The sequence below is a fragment of the Pseudomonas sp. LP_7_YM genome, assembly GCF_004364435.1.
Taxonomy (GTDB): Bacteria; Pseudomonadota; Gammaproteobacteria; order Pseudomonadales; family Pseudomonadaceae; genus Aquipseudomonas.
On the sequence record NZ_SOCT01000005.1, the window covers coordinates 109,663 to 130,909 of the forward strand.

Annotated in this window: 21 protein-coding genes; 10 read left to right on the top strand and 11 right to left on the bottom strand. The window is 59.2% G+C overall.

Annotated elements, in window-relative coordinates; translation table 11 throughout:
- Positions 1–202: 202 nt before the first annotated feature.
- Together gmk and EC915_RS14355 are read right to left on the bottom strand one after the other, a co-directional pair.
- A complete protein-coding gene (gene gmk / locus EC915_RS14350; RefSeq protein WP_133751415.1) occupies positions 203–823 on the bottom strand; it encodes a guanylate kinase in 621 nt (206 codons plus the stop codon).
- 13 nt (positions 824–836) lie between these two features.
- The gene (locus EC915_RS14355; protein ID WP_133751199.1) at positions 837–1,700 is read right to left on the bottom strand and encodes a YicC/YloC family endoribonuclease; all 864 of its coding nucleotides are present in this window, start codon (positions 1,698–1,700) and stop codon (positions 837–839) included.
- Positions 1,701–1,976: 276 nt separating this feature from the next.
- Between EC915_RS14355 and rph the strand changes: the two genes are divergently transcribed.
- Entirely contained in the window at positions 1,977–2,699 is a 723-nt protein-coding gene (rph, locus tag EC915_RS14360) for a ribonuclease PH (protein WP_133751200.1), read from the top strand.
- Between the two features lie 37 nt (positions 2,700–2,736).
- The gene (locus EC915_RS14365) at positions 2,737–3,105 is read left to right on the top strand and encodes a DUF4870 domain-containing protein (RefSeq protein ID WP_133751201.1); all 369 of its coding nucleotides are present in this window, start codon (positions 2,737–2,739) and stop codon (positions 3,103–3,105) included.
- A 99-nt stretch (positions 3,106–3,204) separates the two neighbouring features.
- On the opposite strand, the gene EC915_RS14370 is transcribed toward EC915_RS14365, so the two are convergent.
- Entirely contained in the window at positions 3,205–3,984 is a 780-nt protein-coding gene (locus tag EC915_RS14370; RefSeq protein ID WP_133751202.1) for an exodeoxyribonuclease III, read from the bottom strand.
- An 81-nt stretch (positions 3,985–4,065) separates the two neighbouring features.
- Between EC915_RS14370 and pyrE the strand changes: the two genes are divergently transcribed.
- Positions 4,066–4,707 carry an orotate phosphoribosyltransferase gene (gene pyrE, locus EC915_RS14375; RefSeq protein WP_133751203.1) on the top strand — a complete coding sequence of 214 codons (642 nt, stop codon included), beginning with the start codon at positions 4,066–4,068 and terminating at the stop codon, positions 4,705–4,707.
- Positions 4,708–4,729: 22 nt separating this feature from the next.
- Entirely contained in the window at positions 4,730–5,344 is a 615-nt protein-coding gene (locus tag EC915_RS14380; RefSeq protein WP_133751204.1) for a DUF4124 domain-containing protein, read from the top strand.
- A gap of 60 nt (positions 5,345–5,404) precedes the next feature.
- Here EC915_RS14380 and argB read toward each other — a convergent pair whose 3' ends face one another.
- From argB to coaBC, 4 genes are all read right to left on the bottom strand, one after another.
- Positions 5,405–6,310, bottom strand: a complete 906-nt coding sequence (gene argB / locus EC915_RS14385; RefSeq protein WP_133751205.1) for an acetylglutamate kinase — start codon at positions 6,308–6,310, stop codon at positions 5,405–5,407.
- A gap of 24 nt (positions 6,311–6,334) precedes the next feature.
- The gene (locus tag EC915_RS25650) at positions 6,335–8,935 is read right to left on the bottom strand and encodes a phosphomannomutase/phosphoglucomutase (protein WP_133751206.1); all 2,601 of its coding nucleotides are present in this window, start codon (positions 8,933–8,935) and stop codon (positions 6,335–6,337) included.
- 106 nt (positions 8,936–9,041) lie between these two features.
- On the bottom strand, positions 9,042–9,497 hold the full coding sequence (gene dut / locus EC915_RS14395) for a dUTP diphosphatase (RefSeq protein ID WP_133751207.1): 456 nt from the start codon (positions 9,495–9,497) through the stop codon (positions 9,042–9,044).
- A gap of 6 nt (positions 9,498–9,503) precedes the next feature.
- On the bottom strand, positions 9,504–10,712 hold the full coding sequence (gene coaBC, locus EC915_RS14400; RefSeq protein WP_133751208.1) for a bifunctional phosphopantothenoylcysteine decarboxylase/phosphopantothenate--cysteine ligase CoaBC: 1,209 nt from the start codon (positions 10,710–10,712) through the stop codon (positions 9,504–9,506).
- Positions 10,713–10,844: 132 nt separating this feature from the next.
- On the opposite strand from coaBC, the gene radC reads away from it, so the two are divergent.
- Positions 10,845–11,519, top strand: a complete 675-nt coding sequence (gene radC / locus EC915_RS14405) for a DNA repair protein RadC (protein WP_133751209.1) — start codon at positions 10,845–10,847, stop codon at positions 11,517–11,519.
- Positions 11,520–11,682: 163 nt separating this feature from the next.
- Here the strand turns inward: radC and EC915_RS14410 are convergent, their stop codons facing one another.
- Positions 11,683–13,275, bottom strand: coding sequence for an ABC transporter substrate-binding protein (locus EC915_RS14410; protein ID WP_133751210.1), 1,593 nt, complete (start codon positions 13,273–13,275; stop codon positions 11,683–11,685).
- 362 nt (positions 13,276–13,637) lie between these two features.
- Here EC915_RS14410 and rpmB point away from each other — a divergent pair, with 362 nt between their 5' ends.
- On the top strand, positions 13,638–13,874 hold the full coding sequence (gene rpmB / locus EC915_RS14415; protein ID WP_037016669.1) for a 50S ribosomal protein L28: 237 nt from the start codon (positions 13,638–13,640) through the stop codon (positions 13,872–13,874).
- A gap of 11 nt (positions 13,875–13,885) precedes the next feature.
- Positions 13,886–14,041, top strand: coding sequence for a 50S ribosomal protein L33 (gene rpmG / locus EC915_RS14420; protein ID WP_010225867.1), 156 nt, complete (start codon positions 13,886–13,888; stop codon positions 14,039–14,041).
- 89 nt (positions 14,042–14,130) lie between these two features.
- On the opposite strand, the gene EC915_RS14425 is transcribed toward rpmG, so the two are convergent.
- Positions 14,131–14,493 (bottom strand): cupin domain-containing protein, encoded by a 363-nt coding sequence (locus EC915_RS14425; RefSeq protein ID WP_133751211.1) that lies wholly within the window; start codon positions 14,491–14,493, stop codon positions 14,131–14,133.
- A gap of 263 nt (positions 14,494–14,756) precedes the next feature.
- On the opposite strand from EC915_RS14425, the gene EC915_RS14430 reads away from it, so the two are divergent.
- Both EC915_RS14430 and EC915_RS14435 read left to right on the top strand, forming a co-directional pair.
- Positions 14,757–16,250: an aldehyde dehydrogenase gene (locus EC915_RS14430; RefSeq protein ID WP_133751212.1), complete on the top strand. Its 1,494-nt coding sequence runs from the start codon at positions 14,757–14,759 to the stop codon at positions 16,248–16,250.
- Positions 16,251–16,441: 191 nt separating this feature from the next.
- Complete coding sequence (locus tag EC915_RS14435; protein ID WP_372237903.1) at positions 16,442–17,713, top strand: MFS transporter; 1,272 nt, start codon at positions 16,442–16,444, stop codon at positions 17,711–17,713.
- Here EC915_RS14435 and EC915_RS14440 read toward each other — a convergent pair.
- Together EC915_RS14440 and EC915_RS14445 are read right to left on the bottom strand one after the other, a co-directional pair.
- Positions 17,710–19,302 (bottom strand): phospholipase D family protein, encoded by a 1,593-nt coding sequence (locus EC915_RS14440; protein ID WP_166650995.1) that lies wholly within the window; start codon positions 19,300–19,302, stop codon positions 17,710–17,712. The genes EC915_RS14435 and EC915_RS14440 overlap by 4 nt on opposite strands.
- Positions 19,303–19,348: 46 nt before the next feature.
- Complete coding sequence (locus tag EC915_RS14445; RefSeq protein ID WP_133751215.1) at positions 19,349–20,782, bottom strand: PLP-dependent aminotransferase family protein; 1,434 nt, start codon at positions 20,780–20,782, stop codon at positions 19,349–19,351.
- A 173-nt stretch (positions 20,783–20,955) separates the two neighbouring features.
- Here EC915_RS14445 and EC915_RS14450 point away from each other — a divergent pair, with 173 nt between their 5' ends.
- Positions 20,956–21,189, top strand: coding sequence for a DUF1127 domain-containing protein (locus EC915_RS14450; protein ID WP_133751216.1), 234 nt, complete (start codon positions 20,956–20,958; stop codon positions 21,187–21,189).
- The last annotated feature ends 58 nt before the right edge of the window (positions 21,190–21,247 follow it).

A 21,247-nucleotide genomic window follows, 5' to 3' on the forward strand; every position in this document is an offset into this window, starting at 1 on the left:
AGCGGACAGCCACAGGCTTCAAGCGGCAAGCCACAGGCGGTCGGTTTTTCGCAGCCATTAAGGCTACGGATCAGCCGAGATCGTGGGCCCCATGGTCTGCTGTGCAGGCGCGCTTGCTAACGAAGAGGCCAAATGCCGCCAAGGACCAATGTCCGCTTTCGTGAGCAAGCTCACTCTCACAACGGAAGGGCCATGCCTTCAGTCAGGCCAACAGCTGGGTCAGCAATTGGCTATGGCGCTGCTGTTGATGCTCCTGGCTGAGCAGGTTGGTGCGGAAGATCGCTTTAAGGTCTTCCAGGGCGGTGGCGAAGTCGTCGTTGATCACGATGTAGTCATACTCGACGTAATGACTCATTTCGCTGACCGCTTCACGCATGCGACCTTCGATGATTTCGTCACTGTCCTGGCCGCGATTGGTCAAGCGCTGGCGCAGGGCCTGTTGTGTCGGCGGTAAAATGAAAATCGAGCGGGCATGGGGCATCACCTTGCGCACTTGCTCGGCGCCTTGCCAGTCGATTTCCAGAATCAGGTCATGGCCCTCATCCAGCGTCTGCTGCAGGCGGCTTTGCGAGGTGCCATACAGGTTGCCGAAAACTTCGGCCTGCTCAAGAAAGTCGCCGTGTTCGATCATCCGTTCGAATTCGGCGTGATCGACGAAGTGGTAGTTCATGCCGTCCACCTCACCCGGGCGCATGGTCCGTGTGGTGTGGGAAACGGAGACGCGAATTTGCGGCTGGGCATCAATCAGGGCTTTGACCAGACTGGTCTTGCCCGCGCCCGAGGGGGCGGAAATGATGTAGAGAGTGCCGGTGCTGTGGGTCATGTCGTGGTTGGCCTTACTCAATGTTCTGCACTTGTTCGCGCATCTGCTCGATCAACACCTTCAGGTTGACCGCGGCTTGAGTGCTGCGAGGGTCGAAGGCTTTGGAGCCCAATGTGTTGGCTTCGCGGTTGAGTTCCTGCATCAGGAAGTCCAGGCGGCGCCCTGCCTGTCCGCCAGTCTTGAGCACGCGGCGCACTTCGGTGACGTGGGTCGTCAGACGATCCAGCTCCTCGGCGACGTCGCTCTTCTGCGCCAGCAGGACCATCTCCTGTTCAAGACGCTGTGGATCGAGCTCGGCCTTCATGTCGGCGAAACGATCGAGCACTTTCTGGCGTTGGGCGGCAAGCATCTGCGGTACGAGGGTGCGCAGGGTAGCGACTTCGGTGTTGATCGACACAAGCCGTTCGTCGAGAAGCCTGGCCAGATCACCGCCTTCCCGCCCACGACCGGCTTTCAGTTCGTTCAGCGCTTCAGTGAAGAGCGCCAGAGCGTCGTTGTTCAGTGCCTGCGGATCGGTGGCGTCCGCTACCAGCACGCCGGGCCAGGCCAGGACTTCCAGTGGGCTCAGTGCGGCAGGCTGTTTAATCAGGCTGGCGACGGTTTCTGCGGCTGCGACCAACTGGCTGGCGCGTTCCTGGTTGACCTGCAGTGGTCTGCCGGTGGTTTCCTCGGTAAAGCGCAGGGTGCATTCGACCTTGCCCCGGGAAAGCCCTTGGCGTAGCGCTTCGCGCACCGCGCCTTCGAGATCGCGGAAGGATTCCGGCAGACGCAGATGGGGCTCGAGGTAGCGATGATTGACCGAGCGCAATTCCCAGCTCAGCGTGCCCTGAGGGCCGGCTCGTTCGGCCCGGGCGAAAGCCGTCATGCTGTGCACCATGGGAGTTACCTCTATAAAGTCAGGCGTGCGGGGCGATGTGCTGCCCGATGAATGTCGTGAAGAATCGACAGGCTATAAAGGCGCAGGATTGTAGCTCAGAGCAGGGTGTGCGCCCAAATGTGGCGTTGTCGCAGATTTCGCATTTTCGCTATCCCGGTGCGTTTTTATAAGCCGCAGCGTACGGCGGTCATCATTGATGGTTCACAAGATGTCCCAAGCGCGCGCTCGCGCCTCTATAATGCACGTCAGTTTTCCGTCTCAGTACAGGTATCCCAGATGAAACGTCCAAGTGGTCGCGCTGCCGATCAGCTCCGCTCGATCCGCATCACCCGCAACTACACCAAGCACGCCGAGGGTTCTGTGCTGGTCGAGTTCGGCGACACCAAGGTGATCTGCACCGTCAGCGTCGAGAACGGCGTGCCACGTTTTCTCAAAGGCCAGGGCCAGGGCTGGTTGACCGCCGAATACGGCATGCTGCCGCGTGCGACAGGCGAGCGTAACCAGCGCGAAGCCAGCCGTGGCAAGCAAGGCGGGCGTACGCTGGAGATTCAGCGTCTGATCGGTCGCTCCCTGCGCGCTGCGCTGGATATGTCGAAACTGGGCGATGTCACTCTCTACGTCGACTGCGACGTGATTCAGGCCGATGGTGGCACGCGCACTGCCTCCATCACCGGCTCCATGGTGGCATTGGTCGATGCGCTGAAGAGCATCAAGAAGCGCGGCGGCCTGAAATCCGGCGACCCGCTCAAGCAGATGATCGCGGCGGTTTCCGTCGGCATGTATCAGGGCGAGCCGGTGCTCGATCTGGACTACCTGGAAGATTCGGCTGCCGAGACCGACCTGAACGTGGTCATGACCAGCACGGGCGGTTTCATCGAAGTCCAGGGCACTGCCGAAGGTGCACCCTTCCAGCCTGCAGAGTTGAATGCGATGCTGGCGCTGGCGCAAAAGGGCATGGACGAAATTTTCGAATTGCAGCAGGCCGCGATGGCCGACTGATTAGACCTTACACATCCGTCAGAACAGGGAAAGCATGATGATCGATAGCCAAACGCCGTTGCCAGTGCCTAGCAAAGAGGCCCGTCAGTGGGCGATGTTGTGTCATTTCGCGGCGTTTTTCGGGCTGATTTTCCCGTTCGGAAATCTGCTCGGGCCATTGATTGTCTGGCAGTTGAAGAAAGAGACCGATCCGTACATCGATGCTCAGGGCAAGGAAGCCCTTAACTTCCAGATCACCGTCGCCCTCGCAGCGATGGTTTGCTTCTTGCTGATGGTGATCGTCATTGGCTTTCCGCTGCTGATGCTGGTGGGGATTGGTGCGTTGGTACTGACGATCATTGCCGGCATTAAGGTCAATGACGGAATTGCCTACCGGTATCCGTTTACCTGGCGCTTGATCAAGTAATTCCCAATAGCCGACGCCTGCGTATTCATCGGTCTCTGACCCAATTACAGACAAACAAAAGCCGACTTCATGTCGGCTTTCTTTTTGAGCAACTGAACGTCAGATGGTCAACGTCCAGTCGTAATCCACGATCAACGGCGCGTGCTGCGAGAACCGCGGCTGGCGTGGCAGGCGTGCGCTGCGTACGAAACGCCGCAGGCCCGGGGTCAGCAGTTGATAGTCGAAGCGCCAGCCCAGGTTCAGCATCTCGGCCTGTTCGTTATCCGGCCACCAGCTGTACTGATCACCTTCGCGGCTGACTTCGCGCAGGGCATCGACATAACCCATGTTGCCAACGACCTCGTCCATCCAGGCACGTTCCGGCGCCAGGAAGCCTGGAGATTGCTGGCTGTCGCGCCAGTTCTTGATGTCCAGTTTCTGCTGCGCTACGTAGAGCGAGCCACAATAGATGTACTCACGACGTTTGCGCCGCTGCTTGTCCAGGTACTTGCCGAAGTCGTCCATGAGCTTGAACTTCTGGTTCAAGTCTTCATTGCCGTTCATCCCGGAGGGAAGCAGCAACGTCGCAATGCTGACTTTATCGAAATCGGCCTGCAGGTAACGCCCGTAACGGTCGGCTGTTTCAAAGCCCAAACCGTAGATCACCGCCTTTGGTTGCAGTCGCGAGTAAAGTGCCACGCCACCCTGGGCGGGAACTTCGGCATCGCGGGCATACAGGAAATAGCCATCCAGCTGGAAGGCCGGATCATCCATTTCAAAGGCGGAGGCGCGGGTATCCTGAAGACAGATGACGTCGGCATTCTGAGCTTGCAGCCAACTGAGCAAACCACGCTCGACTGCAGCCTGAATACCATTAACGTTCACACTGATGATCCGCATAAATGGCCCCAAAAATCACGTGCGTGTATGATACCCGAGCTCTACCTAATTAGCTAAATCCGTGGTATTCGGGGCTTTTTCATGCAGACGTATCAACGCGAATTCATTCGTTTTGCCATCGATCGCGGGGTTTTGCGCTTCGGTGAGTTCACTCTGAAGTCGGGCCGCACCAGTCCTTACTTCTTCAATGCCGGTCTTTTCAATAGTGGCTCGGCACTTGCCCAACTGGGTAAGTTCTATGCCGCTGCGGTTGTCGAAAGCGGTATTTCCTTCGACGTGCTGTTCGGCCCGGCCTACAAGGGCATTCCACTGGCGGCCGCGACCGCCGTGGCTCTGGCCGACCATCACAGTCTTGATCTGCCGTGGTGTTTCAACCGCAAGGAAGCCAAGGCTCATGGCGAGGGCGGGAGTCTGGTGGGTGCTCCGCTGACCGGTAACGTGCTGATCATTGACGATGTGATTACTGCCGGCACCGCGATTCGCGAAGTGATGCACATCATCCAGGCTCAAGGCGCTAAGGCTGCGGGCGTGCTGATCGCCTTGAATCGTCAGGAGCGCGGAAACGGTGAGCTTTCAGCGATTCAGGAAGTCGAGCGTGATTTCGGTATTGCGGTGGTGAGTATTGTTTCGTTGAATCAGGTGCTCGAATTCCTGGCCGACGATGCTCAGCTCAAGCAACATTTGTCTGCCGTGGAAACTTACCGGGCTCAATACGGAATCTGAGGCGTCGGAGGGTCTCATCGTTATGCTCAAGCTGGGCGCAGCAGGTCTTTGTTTGTCGTTGGGTCTGGGCTGGATTGGAAGCGCTCAGGCCGACGACAGCCCCGATGTCGTGCTCTATCGCTATGTCGATAGTCGCGGCGTGACGGTGCTTGACCGACAAGGCGTGCCCGCCGAGTACTCTGGCAAGGGGTATGAGGTATTGAATCAGCGCGGTCGGGTGGTCCAGGTGGTCCCGCCGGCACCGACCGCCGATCAGGCGCGTGAGGCGCAAGTCGCGGCGCAGGCTGCCAGGATTCAGTCCGAGGCCGATGCGCAGTTGACCCACCTGTATAGCAGTGTCATTGACGTCGATCGGGCGCGAACTCGCAAACTGGCAGAGCTGGACGCGCTCATTTCCGTGGCTCAGGGCAACATTCAGAACCTTAAGGCCCAGCAAGCCTCGTTGCAGAGTCAGGCTGCCGATCAGGAACGCGCCGGGCATTCGGTTCAGCAAAGCCTGATCGATCAGATGACCGACCTGCAGGACCAGCAACAGAATCTGAAAGTCGATATCTTGCGATATCAAACCGCCCGGCAGCAGGCCGATGCCGAGTTCGCGCAGGACCGGGCGCGACTGCAGCAGTTACTGTCGCAATAACAAGATCGAAACGAAAAGACCCCGCCGGTTGTGCCAGCGGGGTCTTTTTTGAGCGCGCGATCAGAGACGCGTGCGGTTACTGATCAGCGTGCCCACGCCAGTATCGGTGAAGATTTCCAGCAGTACGGCATTGGGTACGCGTCCGTCGATGATGTGCGAAGTCGTAACCCCGCCCTGAACGGCTTCCAGCGCGCAGCGAATTTTCGGCAGCATCCCGCCATAGATAGTGCCGTCGGCGATCAGGCTATTCACCTGCTCGGTGGTCAGGCCGGTCAATACCTTGCCTTCCTTGTCCATCAGGCCGGCGATATTGGTCAGCAGCATCAGCTTCTCGGCTTTCAGTGCCTCAGCGACTTTGCCTGCAACCAGGTCAGCGTTGATGTTGTAGGACTCGCCGTCAGCACCCACGCCAATCGGCGCGATCACCGGAATGAAATCGCCTTTGGCCAGCATGTTTAGCAGGTCAGTGTTAATGCCCACCACTTCGCCAACCTGACCGATATCGATAATCTCCGGCGTGGTCATCTCGGGTGTCTGGCGAGTGACGTTCATCTTTTTCGCACGGATCAGCTGTGCGTCCTTACCGGTCAGGCCGATGGCGCTGCCGCCGTGACGGTTGATCAGGTTGACGATGTCTTTGTTGACCTGGCCGCCCAGGACCATTTCCACGACGTCCATGGTCTGCGCATCGGTCACGCGCATGCCGTCGATGAATCGGCTCTCGATGGACAGACGCTTGAGCAGGTCGCCGATTTGCGGACCGCCGCCGTGGACCACGACCGGGTTGATGCCCACGGCCTTCATCAGCACGATGTCGCGCGCAAAGCCGGTCTTCAACTCGTCGCTTTCCATGGCGTTGCCGCCGTACTTGATTACCAGCGTCTTGCCGACAAAGCGTCGGATGTAGGGCAACGCTTCGCAAAGGACTTTGGCGGCATTGGCTGCGGCATCGCGTTCGAGGGTCATTTGGGCTCCACTCAAAAAGTTTGATCAAAAAGGAAGTTCTAGATCGGGTGCTACGTTTTTCAGCTGGGTGTGGAACACGTCCTTGATCCGTTGCAGCTCGGTCTCGGTTTCGGCCTCGAAGCGTAACACCAGCACAGGAGTAGTGTTGGACGCCCGCACCAGACCCCAGCCCTTCGGATAATCGACACGCACGCCGTCGATGCTCGTCAGGTTGGCATTGCCCCACTGGGCATCACGTTCCAGCGCTTCGATGATGCGAAATTTGCTGGCTTCGGTGACCTTGATGTTGATCTCCGGCGTGGACAGGTCATTCGGGAAGGTCTGGAACAACGCTTCGGCGCTGAGTTTCTCCTGACTGAGGATTTCCAGCAGTCGGGCGGCGCTGTAAATGCCGTCGTCAAAACCGAACCAGCGCTCCTTGAAAAAGATGTGGCCGCTCATCTCGCCCGCCAGCAGCGCGCCGCTTTCGCGCATCTTTTTCTTGATCAACGAATGGCCGGTTTTCCACATTACCGGACGCCCGCCATATTCATGAATCAGCGGTATCAGGCGGCGTGAGCATTTCACGTCGAAGATGATATCCGCTCCGGGGTTGCGCTTGACCACATCGCGGGCGAACAGCATGAGCAGGCGATCAGGGTATATGACGCTGCCTGCATTGGTGACGACACCTATCCGATCACCGTCGCCATCGAACGCCAGGCCCAGATCAGCCTCGGTTTCCCTGACCTTGGCGATCAGGTCCTGAAGGTTTTCCAGCTTGCCCGGATCGGGATGATGATTCGGGAAGTTGCCATCCACCTCACAGAACAGCGGGATCACCTCGCAATTCAGTGCTTCGATCAGTTGCGGCGCTATGACACCTGCAGCGCCGTTGCCGCAATCGACCACCACTTTCAGGCGGCGAGCCAGCACCACGTCGCCGGTAATCCGCCCAGCGTACCGGTCGAGGATATCGACCCGGGTCACGCTGCCTCTGCCAGGCGGCAGGTTATTGAGCTTGATGCGGTCATGCAGTGCCAGGATCTGTTCGTTGGCCAGAGTATCGCCAGCGATAACGATCTTGAAGCCGTTGTAGTCCTTGGGATTGTGGCTGCCGGTCAGCATCACGCCGGTGCGACCTTCCAGTACATGGGCGGCGTAATACAGCGCTGGAGTCGGAACCAGTCCGACATCGCTGACATGGCAGCCGCTGTCATACAACCCTTTGATCAGTTGAGCGACCAGTTGTGGCCCTGAAAGGCGTCCGTCACGCCCCACGCACACGTTCCGCTCGCCTTGCGCCAGGCTTTGCGCGCCCACTGCACGGCCGATCCAGTAAGCCGTTTCTGCGCTCAGGGTCTCGCCGACGATGCCGCGGATGTCGTACGCGCGGAAGATCGAGTCCGGGAACTCGGGTGCGATGGAAACGGTGCTGCTCATTGCGTGGGAATACTCCGGCGTCTGGAAGTCTTGTGGATCATCGAGCACGTCGATGTCGAGAATGTCGGTGTCTTGAAACAGCGGATCGGTGAGGTGGGTGTCATCCTGATCGACTGATTCAGGCAGGTCTGCGCTGCTCATTGAGCCGGAAGTGCCGGCAGGCGCATCGCTGATGACCGCCGCAACGGGCATCGTTGGTTGATTACGCAACGAAAAACGCGCCAGTGCCTGCGCCAAGCCGTTAAGGGCGGGCATGCTCAAGCCGAAAGCTTTGACGACTTTGCCCCCCGAGAGTTCTTGCAGCAGTTGCTCCAACTGTCGGGCGTCGGCAGCAACGCGGCGCTTGAATGCGCTTTCATTTAGATACAGACCCAGCAGCACACTGCCGATAGCCACCAGCGCGGCGAGAAGCAACATCAGAGAAGGGGGCGAAGATTGCAGGGCGGGGCCAGGGGTGAACGTGACCTTCCAGTTGGGATAACCGGTGGGGAAGTCCATGGCATCACGGCCTTCGGCTTGCCCGCGTGTCAGGAAACCTTGCGCCGGTGCATCACCGAACTGCTGACTGAGCACAATCTGGCCCACGTCAGCCGGTGCTTCTGGTAGCGCATTGGTCAGGCGCTGGACCTTGAACGCCAATAGCAGCGTGCCGGTGATGGGGGCGTCGGCGCTGGCGCGTAGCGGGGCGACACTGTAAATCATCCAGCCATCACCCACTTTGCGGGCTTCCGGCGCAGGGGGTTGGCCCTTGCTTGCTTTGGCAAGCATGTCCAGCGTGGCGAAGCTGACGGGCAACGGGTCCTGATTGTCGACGCTGTTGAAGCCGAGTGGCATCAGGCGTGCCCCAATCACGCTGTCCCGATACAGCAAGCGGTTCTGGGTGTTCTGAATCTGTACCGGGTCATTGCTTAGCAACGCCTGAGTCAGCGCCGCGTCGGTTGCAGCCGCTTGTGTGTCTGCCGTGATCTGGCGCAGTGCCATGCCAACGGCGCCTGCCTGAGCGGTGCCCCAGGCCTGCGCCAGTTGGTCTCGTTGCTGGGGCTGACTGAGCATGCCGAGCCAGACCAGAATAGCCGCAGCTATCAGGCCGATGAGGGAAGGCACAAGCCCCGGGCTTGCCAGGCTCAGGTTTGCATTCTTGGCCGTTGAGTCAGTCGGTCCCTGGCGAGAAGCCGCTTTGGCTGTGCGCTTGATGCCTTTCAAACTCGAGTCTCCCTGCTCTGAACACCTTGGGCGTTTTTGTTTTCTGCATCGTGCATGCTCGAATCAGGCGTTCAGCGACGTAGATGCCAGGCGGCCTCACGCAGCATCAATGGCTGCCGGAATGACCAAAGCCGCCTGCGCCGCGCTGGCTCTCGTCGAATTCCTGCACCACCTCGAAGTGCGCCTGTACCACCGGGACCAGCACCAGTTGAGCGATGCGTTCTCCGACGGATATCTTGAAAGCGCTCTGGCTCCGGTTCCAGCAGGACACCATCAGCTCGCCCTGGTAGTCGGAGTCGATCAAGCCAACGAGGTTGCCCAGCACGATGCCGTGTTTATGCCCCAGGCCCGAACGCGGCAGAATCAGCGCGGCAAGGCCTGGGTCTGCGATGTAGACCGACAGGCCGGTGGGGATCAACAGGGTCTGGCCGGGTTCCAGCACCGTTTCCTCTTTGAGCATGGCGCGCAGGTCCAGGCCGGCCGAGCCGGTGGTAGCGTAAGCCGGAAGCGGGAATTCACCGCCAATGCGAGGGTCGAGGATCTTGGCTTGTAGAGCGTGCATACGTGATTAAACCTGGTTCAAACGATCAGCGATAAAAGTCACCAGCTGGCGGGATATCTTGGCCTTGCTGGTCTGGGCGAAGAGCGTTGTCTGCAACGCTCGGTCGATCACACTGCACGCATTCTCTTCGCTGTTGAAGCCAATGCCTGGATTGGCCACGTCATTGGCGATGATCAGATCGAGGTTCTTGTCCTTGAGCTTGCGTGCGGCGTAGTCGAGCAGGTGTTCGGTCTCGGCAGCGAAACCGACACTGAACGGACGATCCTGACGTCGGGCGATGGTGGCGAGAATGTCCGGGTTGCGGACCATCTGCAGCAAAAGGCCGTCGCCGGTCGTTGGATCTTTCTTGAGTTTTTGCGGGGCAACCACCTCCGGGCGGTAATCGGCTACTGCAGCGGAAGCGATGAAGAGGTCGCAGGGCATCGCGGCTTCGCAGGCGGCCAGCATGTCGCGGGCACTGACCACATCAATGCGCGATACACGGTCCGGCGTCTGCAGGTTGACCGGGCCGGTAATCAGCGTAACGCGAGCACCTGCTTCGGCAGCGGCCTGGGCCAGGGCAAAGCCCATTTTTCCGGAGCTGTGATTGGTGATGTAACGCACCGGATCGATGTTTTCCTGCGTCGGTCCGGCGGTGATCAGCACGTGTTTGCCGGTCAGGCTCAGGCGCTGGAAGCAATCGGCAGCCGACTGCGCCAGATCGCCAGGTTCGAGCATGCGGCCATAACCCACGTCGCCGCAGGCCTGGCTTCCGCTCGCCGGGCCGAACATGCGCAAGTCACGCGTTTCGAGGGTTCGCAGATTGGCCTGCACCGAGGGGTCGCGCCACATGGCCTGATTCATCGCCGGCGCGACCGCGACGATTGCGTCGGTGGCCAGCACCACGGTCGTCAACAGGTCATTGGCGATGCCTTGGGCCAGACGTGCGATCAGGTCGGCGGTCGCCGGTGCGATCAACACCATGTCTGCCCACTTGGCCAGTTCGATGTGTCCCATGGCCGCTTCGGCTGCGGGGTCAAGCAGGTCCAGGTGCACAGGGTGCCCGGACAGTGCCTGCATGGTCAGTGGCGTGATGAATTCAGCCCCGCCCTTGGTCATGACAACACGTACGTCGGCCCCGTGATCGCGCAGCCTGCGAACCAGTTCGGCGCTTTTATAGGCCGCGATGCCGCCGCCTACGCCGAGAACGATGCGTTTCCGATACAGCCGCTGCATAGACCTGCCTATTGGTCGAGTTACACGCGGCAATCAAGTGGCCTCCCTGGGCCTGATCAACGCGTAAAAAAGATCGCTAAGATAGCACAGCGACCGCACCGCAACAGCGGCGTCCACAGACAGGGAGGTGCTATGAGTATTCGCGATTGGCCCGTAGCGGAAAGGCCCCGGGAGAAGCTGCTGGAGCGAGGTGCGGCGAGTCTTTCCGATGCCGAGTTGCTGGCCATTTTTCTACGTATCGGTGTGCCGGGTAAGAGCGCTGTGGACCTTGCACGCCATTTGTTGATGCGGTTTGGCAGCTTGCGCGCACTGCTCGAAGCCAATCTCTCCACATTCAGCAGTGAGTTGGGGCTGGGGCCTGCCAAGTTTGCGCAATTGCAGGCGGTCATGGAGATGGCCCGGCGGCACATGGATGAGGGTCTTAAACGAGGCTCGGTGCTGAAAAGCCCGACCCAGGTACGCAGCTACCTCAAGGCGCTGCTGCGCCATGAGCCCCATGAAGTATTCGGTTGCCTGTTTCTGGACAGCAAGAACCGGGTGCAAGCGTTCGAAGCGCTGTTTCAGGGTTCGATCAATGTGGCGCATGTCCACGCCAGGCAGGTGGTCAAGCGGGCGCTGGCGCATAACGCTGCGGGCGTCATCCTTTGTCACAACCATCCTTCCGGCGTGTGCGATGCCAGCCAGGCCGATATCGACCTGACCCAGCATCTCAAGACCGCCCTGGCAATGGTCGACGTGGTGGTGCTTGATCACATCATCGTTGGCGATGGCGATCCGTTGTCGATGGTGGAGCATGGGTTGATGTAAAAGGTGTTGCGCCCAGCAATTTCAAATTTTTTACGTTACCCAGTGGGCGCAAGTTCAGTGGTGAGGTGCGGTATTTCGGGCAATGCATCTTGATTGCCTGAAATACCGCACCGCGAATGAATTCGCGCCACAGGTCATTGGTGTTTCGCGCAGCTTTTGGACGTTATTCCTTAACTGTCACTTTGGAAAAATCCTGTCGCCCGAACGGACTGACTTCGTAGCCTTGCACGTTCTTGCGTGTGAGCGCGAAGGCGGTCGGGTGTGCCAGCGGCAGCCACAGGGCCTGTTTCTGAATCTGCTCCTGGGCCTGATGGTAGAGCTTGCTGCGTTGGCCCTGGTCGGTTACGGCCTTACCCTGACTGATGAGCTTGTCCAGGCCCTCATCGCAATAACGTGCGAAGTTGGTACCGGATTTGACCGCTGCGCAGGAAAACTGCGGCGTCAGGAAGTTATCCGGATCGCCATTATCGCCGGACCAGCCCATGAACAGCAGATCATGCTCGCCGGCCTTGGCGCGACGAATAAGCTCGCCCCATTCGATTACCTTGATCTCTGCCTTGATGCCGACTGCGGCCAGGTCGTTCTGCAGCAACTGCGCGCCCGCGCTCGGGTTCGGGTTGAGCAGGCTGCCGGACGGACGGGTCCAGAGGGTGGTCTTGAAACCGTCCTTCAGGCCGGCATTGGCCAGCAGCGCCTTGGCTTTTGCAACGTCATGCTTGTAGCCCGGCAGATCGCTGGCATACCCCCAGGTGTTGGGCGGATACGGGCCATTCGCTGCGCGGGCCGAGCCTTCGAACACGGCCTTGAGGTAGGTGTCCTTGTCAAATGCCAGGTTGATTGCCTGGCGTACTTCCGGTTTATCCAGAGGAGGGTGCTGGCTGTTGATCGCCAGAAATGCGGTCATGAATGCGTCAGTTTTTTCGACTTTCAGGTCCGGATCTTTGCCTGCTTCAGTGACATCCAGCGGCTTGGGCGACAGGGCGACCTGACACTCGCCTGCGCGAATCTTTTGCAGGCGAATATTGGCATCTGGGGTAATCGCGTACACCAGCAGGTCAATGGCTGGTTTGCCCTTGAAGTAATCCGCGTTCGCCTCATAACGCACCATCGCGTCCTTCTGAAAACGCTTGAACACAAATGGCCCGGTGCCAATGGGCTGGCTGTTGAGCTTCTCCGGTGTGCCGGCTTTGAGCAACTGCGCGGTGTACTCCGCAGAATAAATAGAAGCGAAGCCCATGCTGAGTGTGGCAAGGAAGGTGGCGTCCGGGTGATCCAGGGTGATACGAACGGTGTTGGCGTCAGGCGCCTCGACCTTCTTGATCAGCGACGGCCACTGCATCGACTGGGCATGCGGGAAACCCTGCGCGGCGACTTTGTTCCACGGATCGGCCGGGTCAAGCATGCGCTGGAAACTGAACACCACATCATCAGCGTTGAAGTCGCGGGTAGGGGTAAAGTAGTCGGTGTGATGGAATTTCACCCCCGAGCGCAATTTGAAGTCATAGGTCAGGCCGTCGGGCTTGACGGTCCAGCTTTCTGCCAGGCTGGGGACCAGCTTGCCGGTGTGGGCGTCATAATCGACCAGCCGGTTCATCAGCACGTCGGCCGAAGCGTTGGTGGTGGTGAGCGAGTTGTACTGCACTACGTCGAACCCTTCAGGGCTCGCTTCGGTGCAGACCTTTAGACTGGTGGTGGCGTGAGCCACGACTGGCACGGCCAGGGACGCGAGCAAAAAGGGTAAAACAGCTAGGCGCATGGCGATTTTCCTTTCAGAGATAGCCCATCTGCCGGCGCAGTCTGGAGAGGGACTCACCCTAGACCATGGATAAGCACAGGACAATCGCTGTGTCGCGACGAGCGGTATATTTCCCTTTCCGCCCGCTGTCGCTGGCCGTGTCAGCCGCAGGCCCAGAGTTTCATGTAGCTGATTCGTGGTTCCTGTTGTTGCGCGGCGGCCTTTCTGGTATAAAGCAGCGCTCTTTTCTAGGGGCCCGCTTCCTTCTTCGTAGGTGTGGCCGGTAAGACCCCTGAAGAAACGCGGCGCCTGGCGCCAAATGACTGAGAGATTAAGCGGCCAACCCATGCCGGGTTGGGCATGTGGTTTTAGAGGGCTGAGGCATGTCGAGAGTATGTCAAGTTACCGGTAAGGGTCCGGTGACTGGGAATAACATTTCCCACGCAAACAACAAAACCCGTCGTCGTTTCCTGCCAAACCTGCAGCATCACCGCTTCTGGGTTGAAGAAGAGAAACGCTTCGTACGTCTGCGCGTATCTGCCAAAGGCATGCGTATAATCGACAAGCGTGGCATCACGGTCGTTCTGGCCGAAATCCGTCGCGCTGGCGCTAAGGTTTAAGGGAGAGAATCATGCGTGAATTGATCCGTTTGGTGTCGACCGCTAACACCGGCCACTTCTACACCACCGACAAGAACAAGCGCACCACTCCGGACAAAATCGAAATTAAAAAATTCGATCCGGTTGTTCGCAAGCACGTGATCTACAAAGAAGCCAAAATCAAGTAATTGATTTTTTGCCTCTACGAAAAAGCCCGCAGCGATGCGGGCTTTTTTGTGGGCGCGATTTGCAGCGCGGTTGATCCTGCAGAGTTGGCTCAGGCCTTCTGCTCAAACACCACATAAATTTTGCGGCACGCTTCCAGCACTTCCCACGTTCCTTTGAATCCCGCCGGGATCACGAATCTATCCCCCGCGCGCAGGGTTTTTGCATTGCCTTCCTCATCGCGCAGCACCGAAACGCCCTGCACGATTTCGCAGTATTCATGCTCGGTGTAACTGACTGTCCATTGCCCGACTTCGCCTTCCCATACGCCCGCGTTCATCTGATCGCAAGGGCTGTTGTAATGGTTGTAGAGGGTTTGTGCGGGGTCACCCTTCAGAATCTTTTCCGCCGCTGGCGTATAGCGTTCTGCTGGCGTAGTGGCTTCGCCAAAGTCGACGACGCTTTGGATACTCATGTGCCTGGCTCCTGAATGGTAGTGAAGGATCTGTATTGGATGAGGTATGTGGATGATAGTGCCGGAGCCTACAAGGGAAAGTGATGGCCCCTGTTGAATAAAATGCACGATAACCCAGTGTTCCGGCGATTTTTGTCCAATATATTGGAAATTGCCATGGCCCTGGTTTAGGGTGGCGGATGCCTTTTACCGATACGGCCTGCATCAAAGGCTCGTATCCGTGAGCGCGACACCGCGCCCAATTCTCAACAGGAGGATGTTCCATGACCACCCTGACTCATGCTGACTGGGAACAACGCGCCCAGGCGTTGAAGATCGAAGGCCGTGCCTTCATCAATGGCGAATACACCGATGCCGCATCCGGTGCCACCTTCGATTGCATCAGTCCGGTCGATGGTCGATTCCTGGCAAAGGTTGCCAGTTCTGACGTCGTCGACGCCCAGCGCGCTGTAGAAAGCGCTCGCGCTGCTTTCGACTCTGGCGTCTGGTCGCGTCTGGCACCGGTCAAGCGCAAGGCTGCAATGATCCGCTTCGCGGCCCTGCTCAGAGAAAACGTCGAGGAGCTGGCGCTGCTCGAAACCCTCGATATGGGCAAACCGATCAGCGACTCCTACGGCATCGACATTCCAGGCGCCGCGCAGGCGTTAAGCTGGAGCGGCGAGGCCATCGACAAGCTGTATGACGAAGTCGCAGCCACCCCGCACGATCAACTGGGCCTGGTCACTCGCGAGCCGATTGGCGTGGTCGCGGCCATCGTGCCGTGGAACTTCCCGCTGCTGATGGCGAGTTGGAAGCTCGGCCCGGCGCTGTCCAGCGGTAATTCCGTGATTCTCAAACCGTCGGAAAAGTCGCCGCTGACCGCCATTCGTGTCGCTCAACTCGCTATCGAGGCGGGCATCCCGGCCGGTGTGCTCAATGTCCTGCCCGGTCACGGCCACACGGTCGGCAAGGCACTGGCGCTGCACATGGACGTCGATACCGTGGTGTTCACAGGCTCGACCAGGATCGCCAAGCAGTTGCTGATTTATGCTGGCGAATCGAACATGAAGCGTGTCTGGCTGGAAGCCGGTGGCAAGAGCCCGAACATTGTCTTTGCTGACGCCCCGGACCTGCAGGCTGCCGCGGACTCCGCTGCCAGTGCGATTGCCTTCAACCAGGGCGAAGTCTGTACCGCAGGCTCGCGTCTGCTGGTGGAGCGTTCGATCAAGGACACATTCCTGCCCATGGTGATCGAGGCGCTCAAAACCTGGAAACCGGGCAACCCGCTGGACCCTGCCACCAACGTCGGCGCTCTGGTGGACACACAGCAGATGAACACCGTGCTGTCCTACATTGAGTCCGGTCACACTGACGGCGCCAAGCTGGTCGCCGGGGGCAAGCGGATTTTGCAGGAGACGGGCGGCACCTATGTCGAACCGACGATTTTCGACGGTGTGACCAACGCGATGAAAATCGCTCAGGAAGAAATCTTTGGTCCGGTGCTGTCGGTGCTCACCTTCGACACTGCCCAAGAAGCGGTGCAGATCGCCAATGACACGCCATACGGTTTGGCAGCGGCGGTGTGGACAGCTGACCTGTCCAAGGCCCATCTGACCGCCCGTGCGCTGCGTGCAGGCAGCGTGTGGGTTAACCAGTACGACGGCGGCGACATGACTGCGCCATTTGGCGGTTTCAAGCAGTCCGGTAACGGTCGCGATAAATCGCTTCACGCCTTCGACAAGTACACCGAACTGAAAGCGACCTGGATCAAGTTGTAAGTCGGTGCTCGGACGCACTTAGCGCTGAACTGGTTCCAGAGCCGGGTGCAGGACACGCTGTTGGAGCGAATTCATTCGCGAAAAATGGCTCAGGGATAGATCTGCATGGCCTGTACCGGCCTCTAGCTAATGAAATTCGCTCCCATGGGGATTGGGTTTACTGAACAAAGTCGCAGCGCTTCAGCGACAGGATGACTCCCGCAGAGGGCTGCATCCCTCTGCGAACTTCACAACTGAAGAGTTCTCGAAACAGCCGGGCTTTCCCAAATGAAAGCCCGGCTGTTTCGTCTTATGCCTTGGGCCACAGGAGCGTGGTGATGCGTTGGGGTACATATTTTGCGGTGCTGTCGTCCGTGTTGAGCGTCGGGCTGGCGCTGGGCGTGAGCATGCCGCTGGTGTCGTTGCGCCTTGAAGCCTGGGGCTATGGCGCCTTTGCCATCGGGGTTATGGCGGCGATGCCGGCCATGGGCGTCTTGCTGGGTGCCAGTCTTGCCAGCCGTTTGGCCGCGGTCCTTGGTACGGCCAACGTAATGCGCTTGTGCCTGTGGGGCGGGGCGGTTTCCGTAGGCTTGCTGGCGGTACTGCCCGACTACTGGATCTGGCTGGTGCTGCGCCTGATGCTCGGCGTGATCCTGACCATGGTGTTCATTCTGGGTGAGAGCTGGATCAACCAGTTGGTCACTGAGAACCTGCGCGGCAAGCTGGTGGCGCTGTACGGCAGCTGTTACGCGTTGAGTCAGCTGGGTGGCCCGCTGTTGCTCGGCGCCATTGGCACTGAAGCCGATTACGGCTTTTGGATCGGCACCGCGCTACTGGCGATCTCACCTTTGCTGTTGTTGGGCCGCACAGGCGCGCCGAGCGCTGAGTCCAGTCATGTGTCGCTGCGTGACCTGGGTGGCTTCTGCAGAAAATTGCCTGCCATTGCGTGGGCCATTGCGCTGTTCGCAGGTTTCGAAGCGATGATTCTGACGCTGCTGCCGGTGTATTGCCTGCAACAAGGTTTCACCCCCGAAATTGCATTGGCCATGGTCAGTACGGTGGTGGTGGGCGATGCCCTGCTGCAACTGCCGATTGGTGCACTCGCCGACCGGATTTCCCGACGTCGGCTGTTCTCGGGCTGCGCGCTGGTGCTTACGTCGTCCAGCGTCGCAATTGCGCTGTTAGTGAACACCGTTGCCATCTGGCCGCTTTGGGTGCTGTTCGGTGCCAGTGCGGGCGGGCTGTTCACCCTGTCGCTGATTCTCATCGGCGAACGCTATCGAGACGACGCCCTGGTGCGCGCCAATGCTCATGTGGCGCAGCTATGGGGCATCGGCTGTCTGTTGGGGCCGTTGGCCGCCGGTGCTGGCAGCCAGTGGATCAGTGGTCAGGCGTTGCCAATACTGATGGCGGCCGGTGCGCTGGGCCTGGTGATTGTGTCGCAGCGTCCTCGGGCGTTCGGTGTGCAACCGGCCACGGCTTAAAGCATCCGCTCAAGGCCGACGGCGCTGCTGAACCACGCGTTCAGTCGGCGCCACCAGTCGCCCGGTTCCTTGTACAGCGTGTGGATTTTGCCGTTATCTTCGGTAACCCAGACCACGCGATCATTCTCAAGCTTCGCTTGGTAACTGGTGGCCGGCGCCATACCTTGCAGCGCCAGCTCACGCAGGTATTCGGTCAGCTGCGGGCTGTCGACCAGCACGCCGACTTCGGTATTCCACAGCACCGAGCGCGGGTCGAAGTTGAAAGAGCCGACAAAGATTTTCTGCCGATCGAAAATCATCGCCTTGCTGTGCAGGCTGGATTCCGAGCCGCCCTTGAGTGTCCTGGTCTGCAGAAATTTTGGTCCGCTGCCCCGTGCACTACTCGGGTCGCCGGGCTGGCGTCGAAGCTCGAACAACTTCACCCCGTGCGCCAGCAATGCCTTGCGATAGGGTGCGTAACCACCGTGGACCGCCGGCACATCGGTCGCTTCCAGTGAGTTGGTCAGCAGATCGACCGAAACGCCCTTGTCGGATAGGCCCGTGAGGTAGGTCAACCCTTGCTGACCCGGCACGAAATAGGCCGAGATCATCATCAGTTCCTGATGCACATTCAGCAGGTCCGGGCTCAGTTGAGTGGTCAGCAGCAGATGCGGATCGGGTTCGCCTCGGGACAGCACCTTGGTCGGCGCATCCCACAGCGCCTGGTTGTGGGCCCAGATCAGCTCGTTCAGCCAGGTTTTCATGCGTGGCCGAGTCTTGTAAGCCATCAAGCGCTCATAAAGCGCCTTTTTCTCAACGTGGGCCTGTTCCAGCGAGGCATCCAGATGCTTGCGGGCTTCGGCCAGATCCTTGGCATTCGGTGGCCAATAGATAAAGTCGTCAACCGGTTTGCTCAGGGTGCTGTTCCAGTACTGATCAAAGCTGTGACTCAACTGCTCGGCCACGGGTCCGACGCTGAGCATGTCGATATCAGTGAAGTTCAGGTTCGGTTCCGCGTCGAAATATTCGTCGCCCAGATTGCGCCCGCCGACGATCGCCACCGCGCTGTCGGCCAGCCAGAGCTTGTTGTGCATGCGCCGGTGTTGCTGAGAAAGGTTGAACAGCCGCCCGAGCGAGCGCGTGGCACCCGTGCTGCGCCCCAGGTTGAGCGGGTTGAACAGACGAATCTGAATGTTCGGGTGCGCGGCGAGGGTGGCGATAACTTCGTCCAGACCGTCGCTGGTGGTGTCGTCCAGCAGAATGCGCACGCGCACGCCGCGATCGGCCGCTTTGAGCAGCTCGTCGATCAGCGCGCGGGTGCTGAGGCCGTCATGAACGATGTAGTACTGCAGATCCAGGCTGGTTTTGGCGTTGCGGATCAGTTCGGCGCGTGCCATGAAGGCTTCAGTGCTATTGGGCAGCAGGCGAAAACCCGAGCGGCCCTCGTACGGAGCCGCCTGGGCGAGGATCGAGCGCCCGAAAGCCGATGTCGCCGCTGGCAGAGCCTGACTTGGCGCATCTTGCTGCACAGTGGTGTGCGCACATCCGCCAAGGCCCAGGGCAAAAGCCAGAAGAAGGGGCAATGCCCATGGTTTGGTCAACGCAGTCATCCAGAAATCAAAATCATGGCGATATGACCGCATTTTCTGCAAAAGGTTAAGTCATGGCCGAATTGGCCTGAGCCATCAGCCGCGCAGTCATGGCGCCAACCTTGCGCACGGCCTCTTCGATCTTGGGAGTCGGCTTGGCGGCGAAGTTCATGCGCAGGCAATTTCTGTATTTGCCTGAGGCGGAAAAGATACTGCCCACCGCAATCTGTACGCCTTGGCCTTCCAGCGCGCGATTCAGCCGCAGTGAGTCGAAGTCTTCGGGCAACTCGATCCACAGCATGAAGCCGCCTTGCGGTCGGCTGACGCGGGTGCCTTCAGGGAAATAGCGCGTAACCCAGTCGGTCATCAGGTCGCGGCTACGTTGATACTGGTTTCGCATCCGGCGCATGTGCGGCTCGTAATGACCGGCCTTGAGAAATTCAGCAATTGCCAGTTGCGGCTGGGTCGCCGTGGAGCCGGTGCTGATGTATTTCATATGCAGTACCCGGTCCAGATAACGTCCCGGTGCGATCCAGCCGACCCGCAGGCCGGGCGCCAGGGTTTTTGAGAATGAACTGCACAGCAGGACGCGTCCGTCTTCGTCGAAGGATTTGATCGTGCGCGGGCGAGGATAGGTGTACGCCAGGTCGCCATACACATCGTCTTCGATAATCGCTACGTCGAAGCGCTGAGCGAGGGTCAGGAGTGCGCGTTTGCGCGCCTCGGGCATGATGTAGCCCAGCGGGTTGTTGCAGCTGGGGGTCAGCTGTATGGCTTTGATTGGCCACTGTTCGAGCGCCAGCTCCAGTGCATCAAGGCTGATTCCGGTAATCGGGTCGGTGGGGATCTCCAACGCTTTCATCCCCAGCCCTTTAAGGGCTTGCATCGCGCCGTGAAAGCTTGGCGAATCCACGGCCACGATATCGCCCGGCTGGCAGATCGAACGGATACTGACGGCCAACCCTTCCTGAGCGCCAGTGGTGATCACCAGATCGTTCGGGTCGATACGCGTGCCCGAATCCAGCAGCAGGCGCGCCACCTGGTCGCGCAGGCATTGGGTGCCGTAGATGTTGTCGTAATACAGGCCGGGCATGTCCTGCCGGCGGCTGATCTTGCCCAGCGCTTGAGTCAGAGGCCGCAATGTCGGGCTGGTGAGGTCCGGCATGCCGCGCGCCAGTTGCACGATGTCAGGGTGGGGAACGGCACGGGCCAGTTCCAGGACCTGATCCCATTGAGAAATGTCCACAGGCCGTTGCGCCGGTCTCCCTACAGCTGGCAAGGCAGGTGCCTTGCGGCTGGCAGGAACAAAGTAGCCTGATTTGGGCCGTGGCGACGCCAGGCCATTGTCTTCGAGCAATCGATAGGCCTGTTGCACGGTACTCAGGCTGACGCCGTGTTCCAGGCTCAGGGCCCGAACGGAGGGCAGCCGGTCACCGGGGCGATAGAAACCGTTTTCGATGCGCGTGCCGAGCAAGCTGGCAAGATTGACATAAAGGGTCATGGCGTACTCCGCACCGTTCTACGGTTAACCAATACAGATATGGCAAAAATACAGCATTCAGGGGTCGCTGCGAGGACTCTGTATGCAAAAAATTGGAATTCTCTGGATCTGTAATGGTTTCCTATACAGACGCATCATGGAAACACTTCAAACCCATGATGAGGTGGCTGGAAATGAGCGGGATAAGCGATGTACGGTTAACCCTGTATGCGCCAGAGCTGTACAAGAGCCAGAAGGCGACGGGTCATATAAACGCGCCGGAAGGGTTGAGTCTGTGGAGGCTGTTTCAGCACCGGCGCCGCACGCGGCTGGCGTTGTTGGGACTGACCGATGACCAGTTGCGCGATATCGGTCTAAGTCTCGAGCAGGCACGCCATGAAGGGCTCAAGCCGTTTTGGCGGGGTTGATAGGGCGCGCGACATCATAGGATGCACACCCCCTTTGACAGCTCACCCCGCCGTTTCA

What these genes read in the sequence shown, in the direction of transcription:
- gmk (WP_133751415.1), bottom strand. Translation starts at nt 823, where the DNA reads ATGACCCACAGCACCGGCACTCTCTACATCATTTCCGCCCCCTCGGGC.
- EC915_RS14355 (WP_133751199.1), bottom strand. Translation starts at nt 1,700, where the DNA reads ATGGTGCACAGCATGACGGCTTTCGCCCGGGCCGAACGAGCCGGCCCT.
- rph (WP_133751200.1), top strand. Translation starts at nt 1,977, where the DNA reads ATGAAACGTCCAAGTGGTCGCGCTGCCGATCAGCTCCGCTCGATCCGC.
- EC915_RS14365 (WP_133751201.1), top strand. Translation starts at nt 2,737, where the DNA reads ATGATCGATAGCCAAACGCCGTTGCCAGTGCCTAGCAAAGAGGCCCGT.
- EC915_RS14370 (WP_133751202.1), bottom strand. Translation starts at nt 3,984, where the DNA reads ATGCGGATCATCAGTGTGAACGTTAATGGTATTCAGGCTGCAGTCGAG.
- pyrE (WP_133751203.1), top strand. Translation starts at nt 4,066, where the DNA reads ATGCAGACGTATCAACGCGAATTCATTCGTTTTGCCATCGATCGCGGG.
- EC915_RS14380 (WP_133751204.1), top strand. Translation starts at nt 4,730, where the DNA reads ATGCTCAAGCTGGGCGCAGCAGGTCTTTGTTTGTCGTTGGGTCTGGGC.
- argB (WP_133751205.1), bottom strand. Translation starts at nt 6,310, where the DNA reads ATGACCCTCGAACGCGATGCCGCAGCCAATGCCGCCAAAGTCCTTTGC.
- dut (WP_133751207.1), bottom strand. Translation starts at nt 9,497, where the DNA reads ATGCACGCTCTACAAGCCAAGATCCTCGACCCTCGCATTGGCGGTGAA.
- coaBC (WP_133751208.1), bottom strand. Translation starts at nt 10,712, where the DNA reads ATGCAGCGGCTGTATCGGAAACGCATCGTTCTCGGCGTAGGCGGCGGC.
- radC (WP_133751209.1), top strand. Translation starts at nt 10,845, where the DNA reads ATGAGTATTCGCGATTGGCCCGTAGCGGAAAGGCCCCGGGAGAAGCTG.
- EC915_RS14410 (WP_133751210.1), bottom strand. Translation starts at nt 13,275, where the DNA reads ATGCGCCTAGCTGTTTTACCCTTTTTGCTCGCGTCCCTGGCCGTGCCA.
- rpmB (WP_037016669.1), top strand. Translation starts at nt 13,638, where the DNA reads ATGTCGAGAGTATGTCAAGTTACCGGTAAGGGTCCGGTGACTGGGAAT.
- rpmG (WP_010225867.1), top strand. Translation starts at nt 13,886, where the DNA reads ATGCGTGAATTGATCCGTTTGGTGTCGACCGCTAACACCGGCCACTTC.
- EC915_RS14425 (WP_133751211.1), bottom strand. Translation starts at nt 14,493, where the DNA reads ATGAGTATCCAAAGCGTCGTCGACTTTGGCGAAGCCACTACGCCAGCA.
- EC915_RS14430 (WP_133751212.1), top strand. Translation starts at nt 14,757, where the DNA reads ATGACCACCCTGACTCATGCTGACTGGGAACAACGCGCCCAGGCGTTG.
- EC915_RS14435 (WP_372237903.1), top strand. Translation starts at nt 16,442, where the DNA reads ATGACTCCCGCAGAGGGCTGCATCCCTCTGCGAACTTCACAACTGAAG.
- EC915_RS14440 (WP_166650995.1), bottom strand. Translation starts at nt 19,302, where the DNA reads ATGACTGCGTTGACCAAACCATGGGCATTGCCCCTTCTTCTGGCTTTT.
- EC915_RS14445 (WP_133751215.1), bottom strand. Translation starts at nt 20,782, where the DNA reads ATGACCCTTTATGTCAATCTTGCCAGCTTGCTCGGCACGCGCATCGAA.
- EC915_RS14450 (WP_133751216.1), top strand. Translation starts at nt 20,956, where the DNA reads ATGAGCGGGATAAGCGATGTACGGTTAACCCTGTATGCGCCAGAGCTG.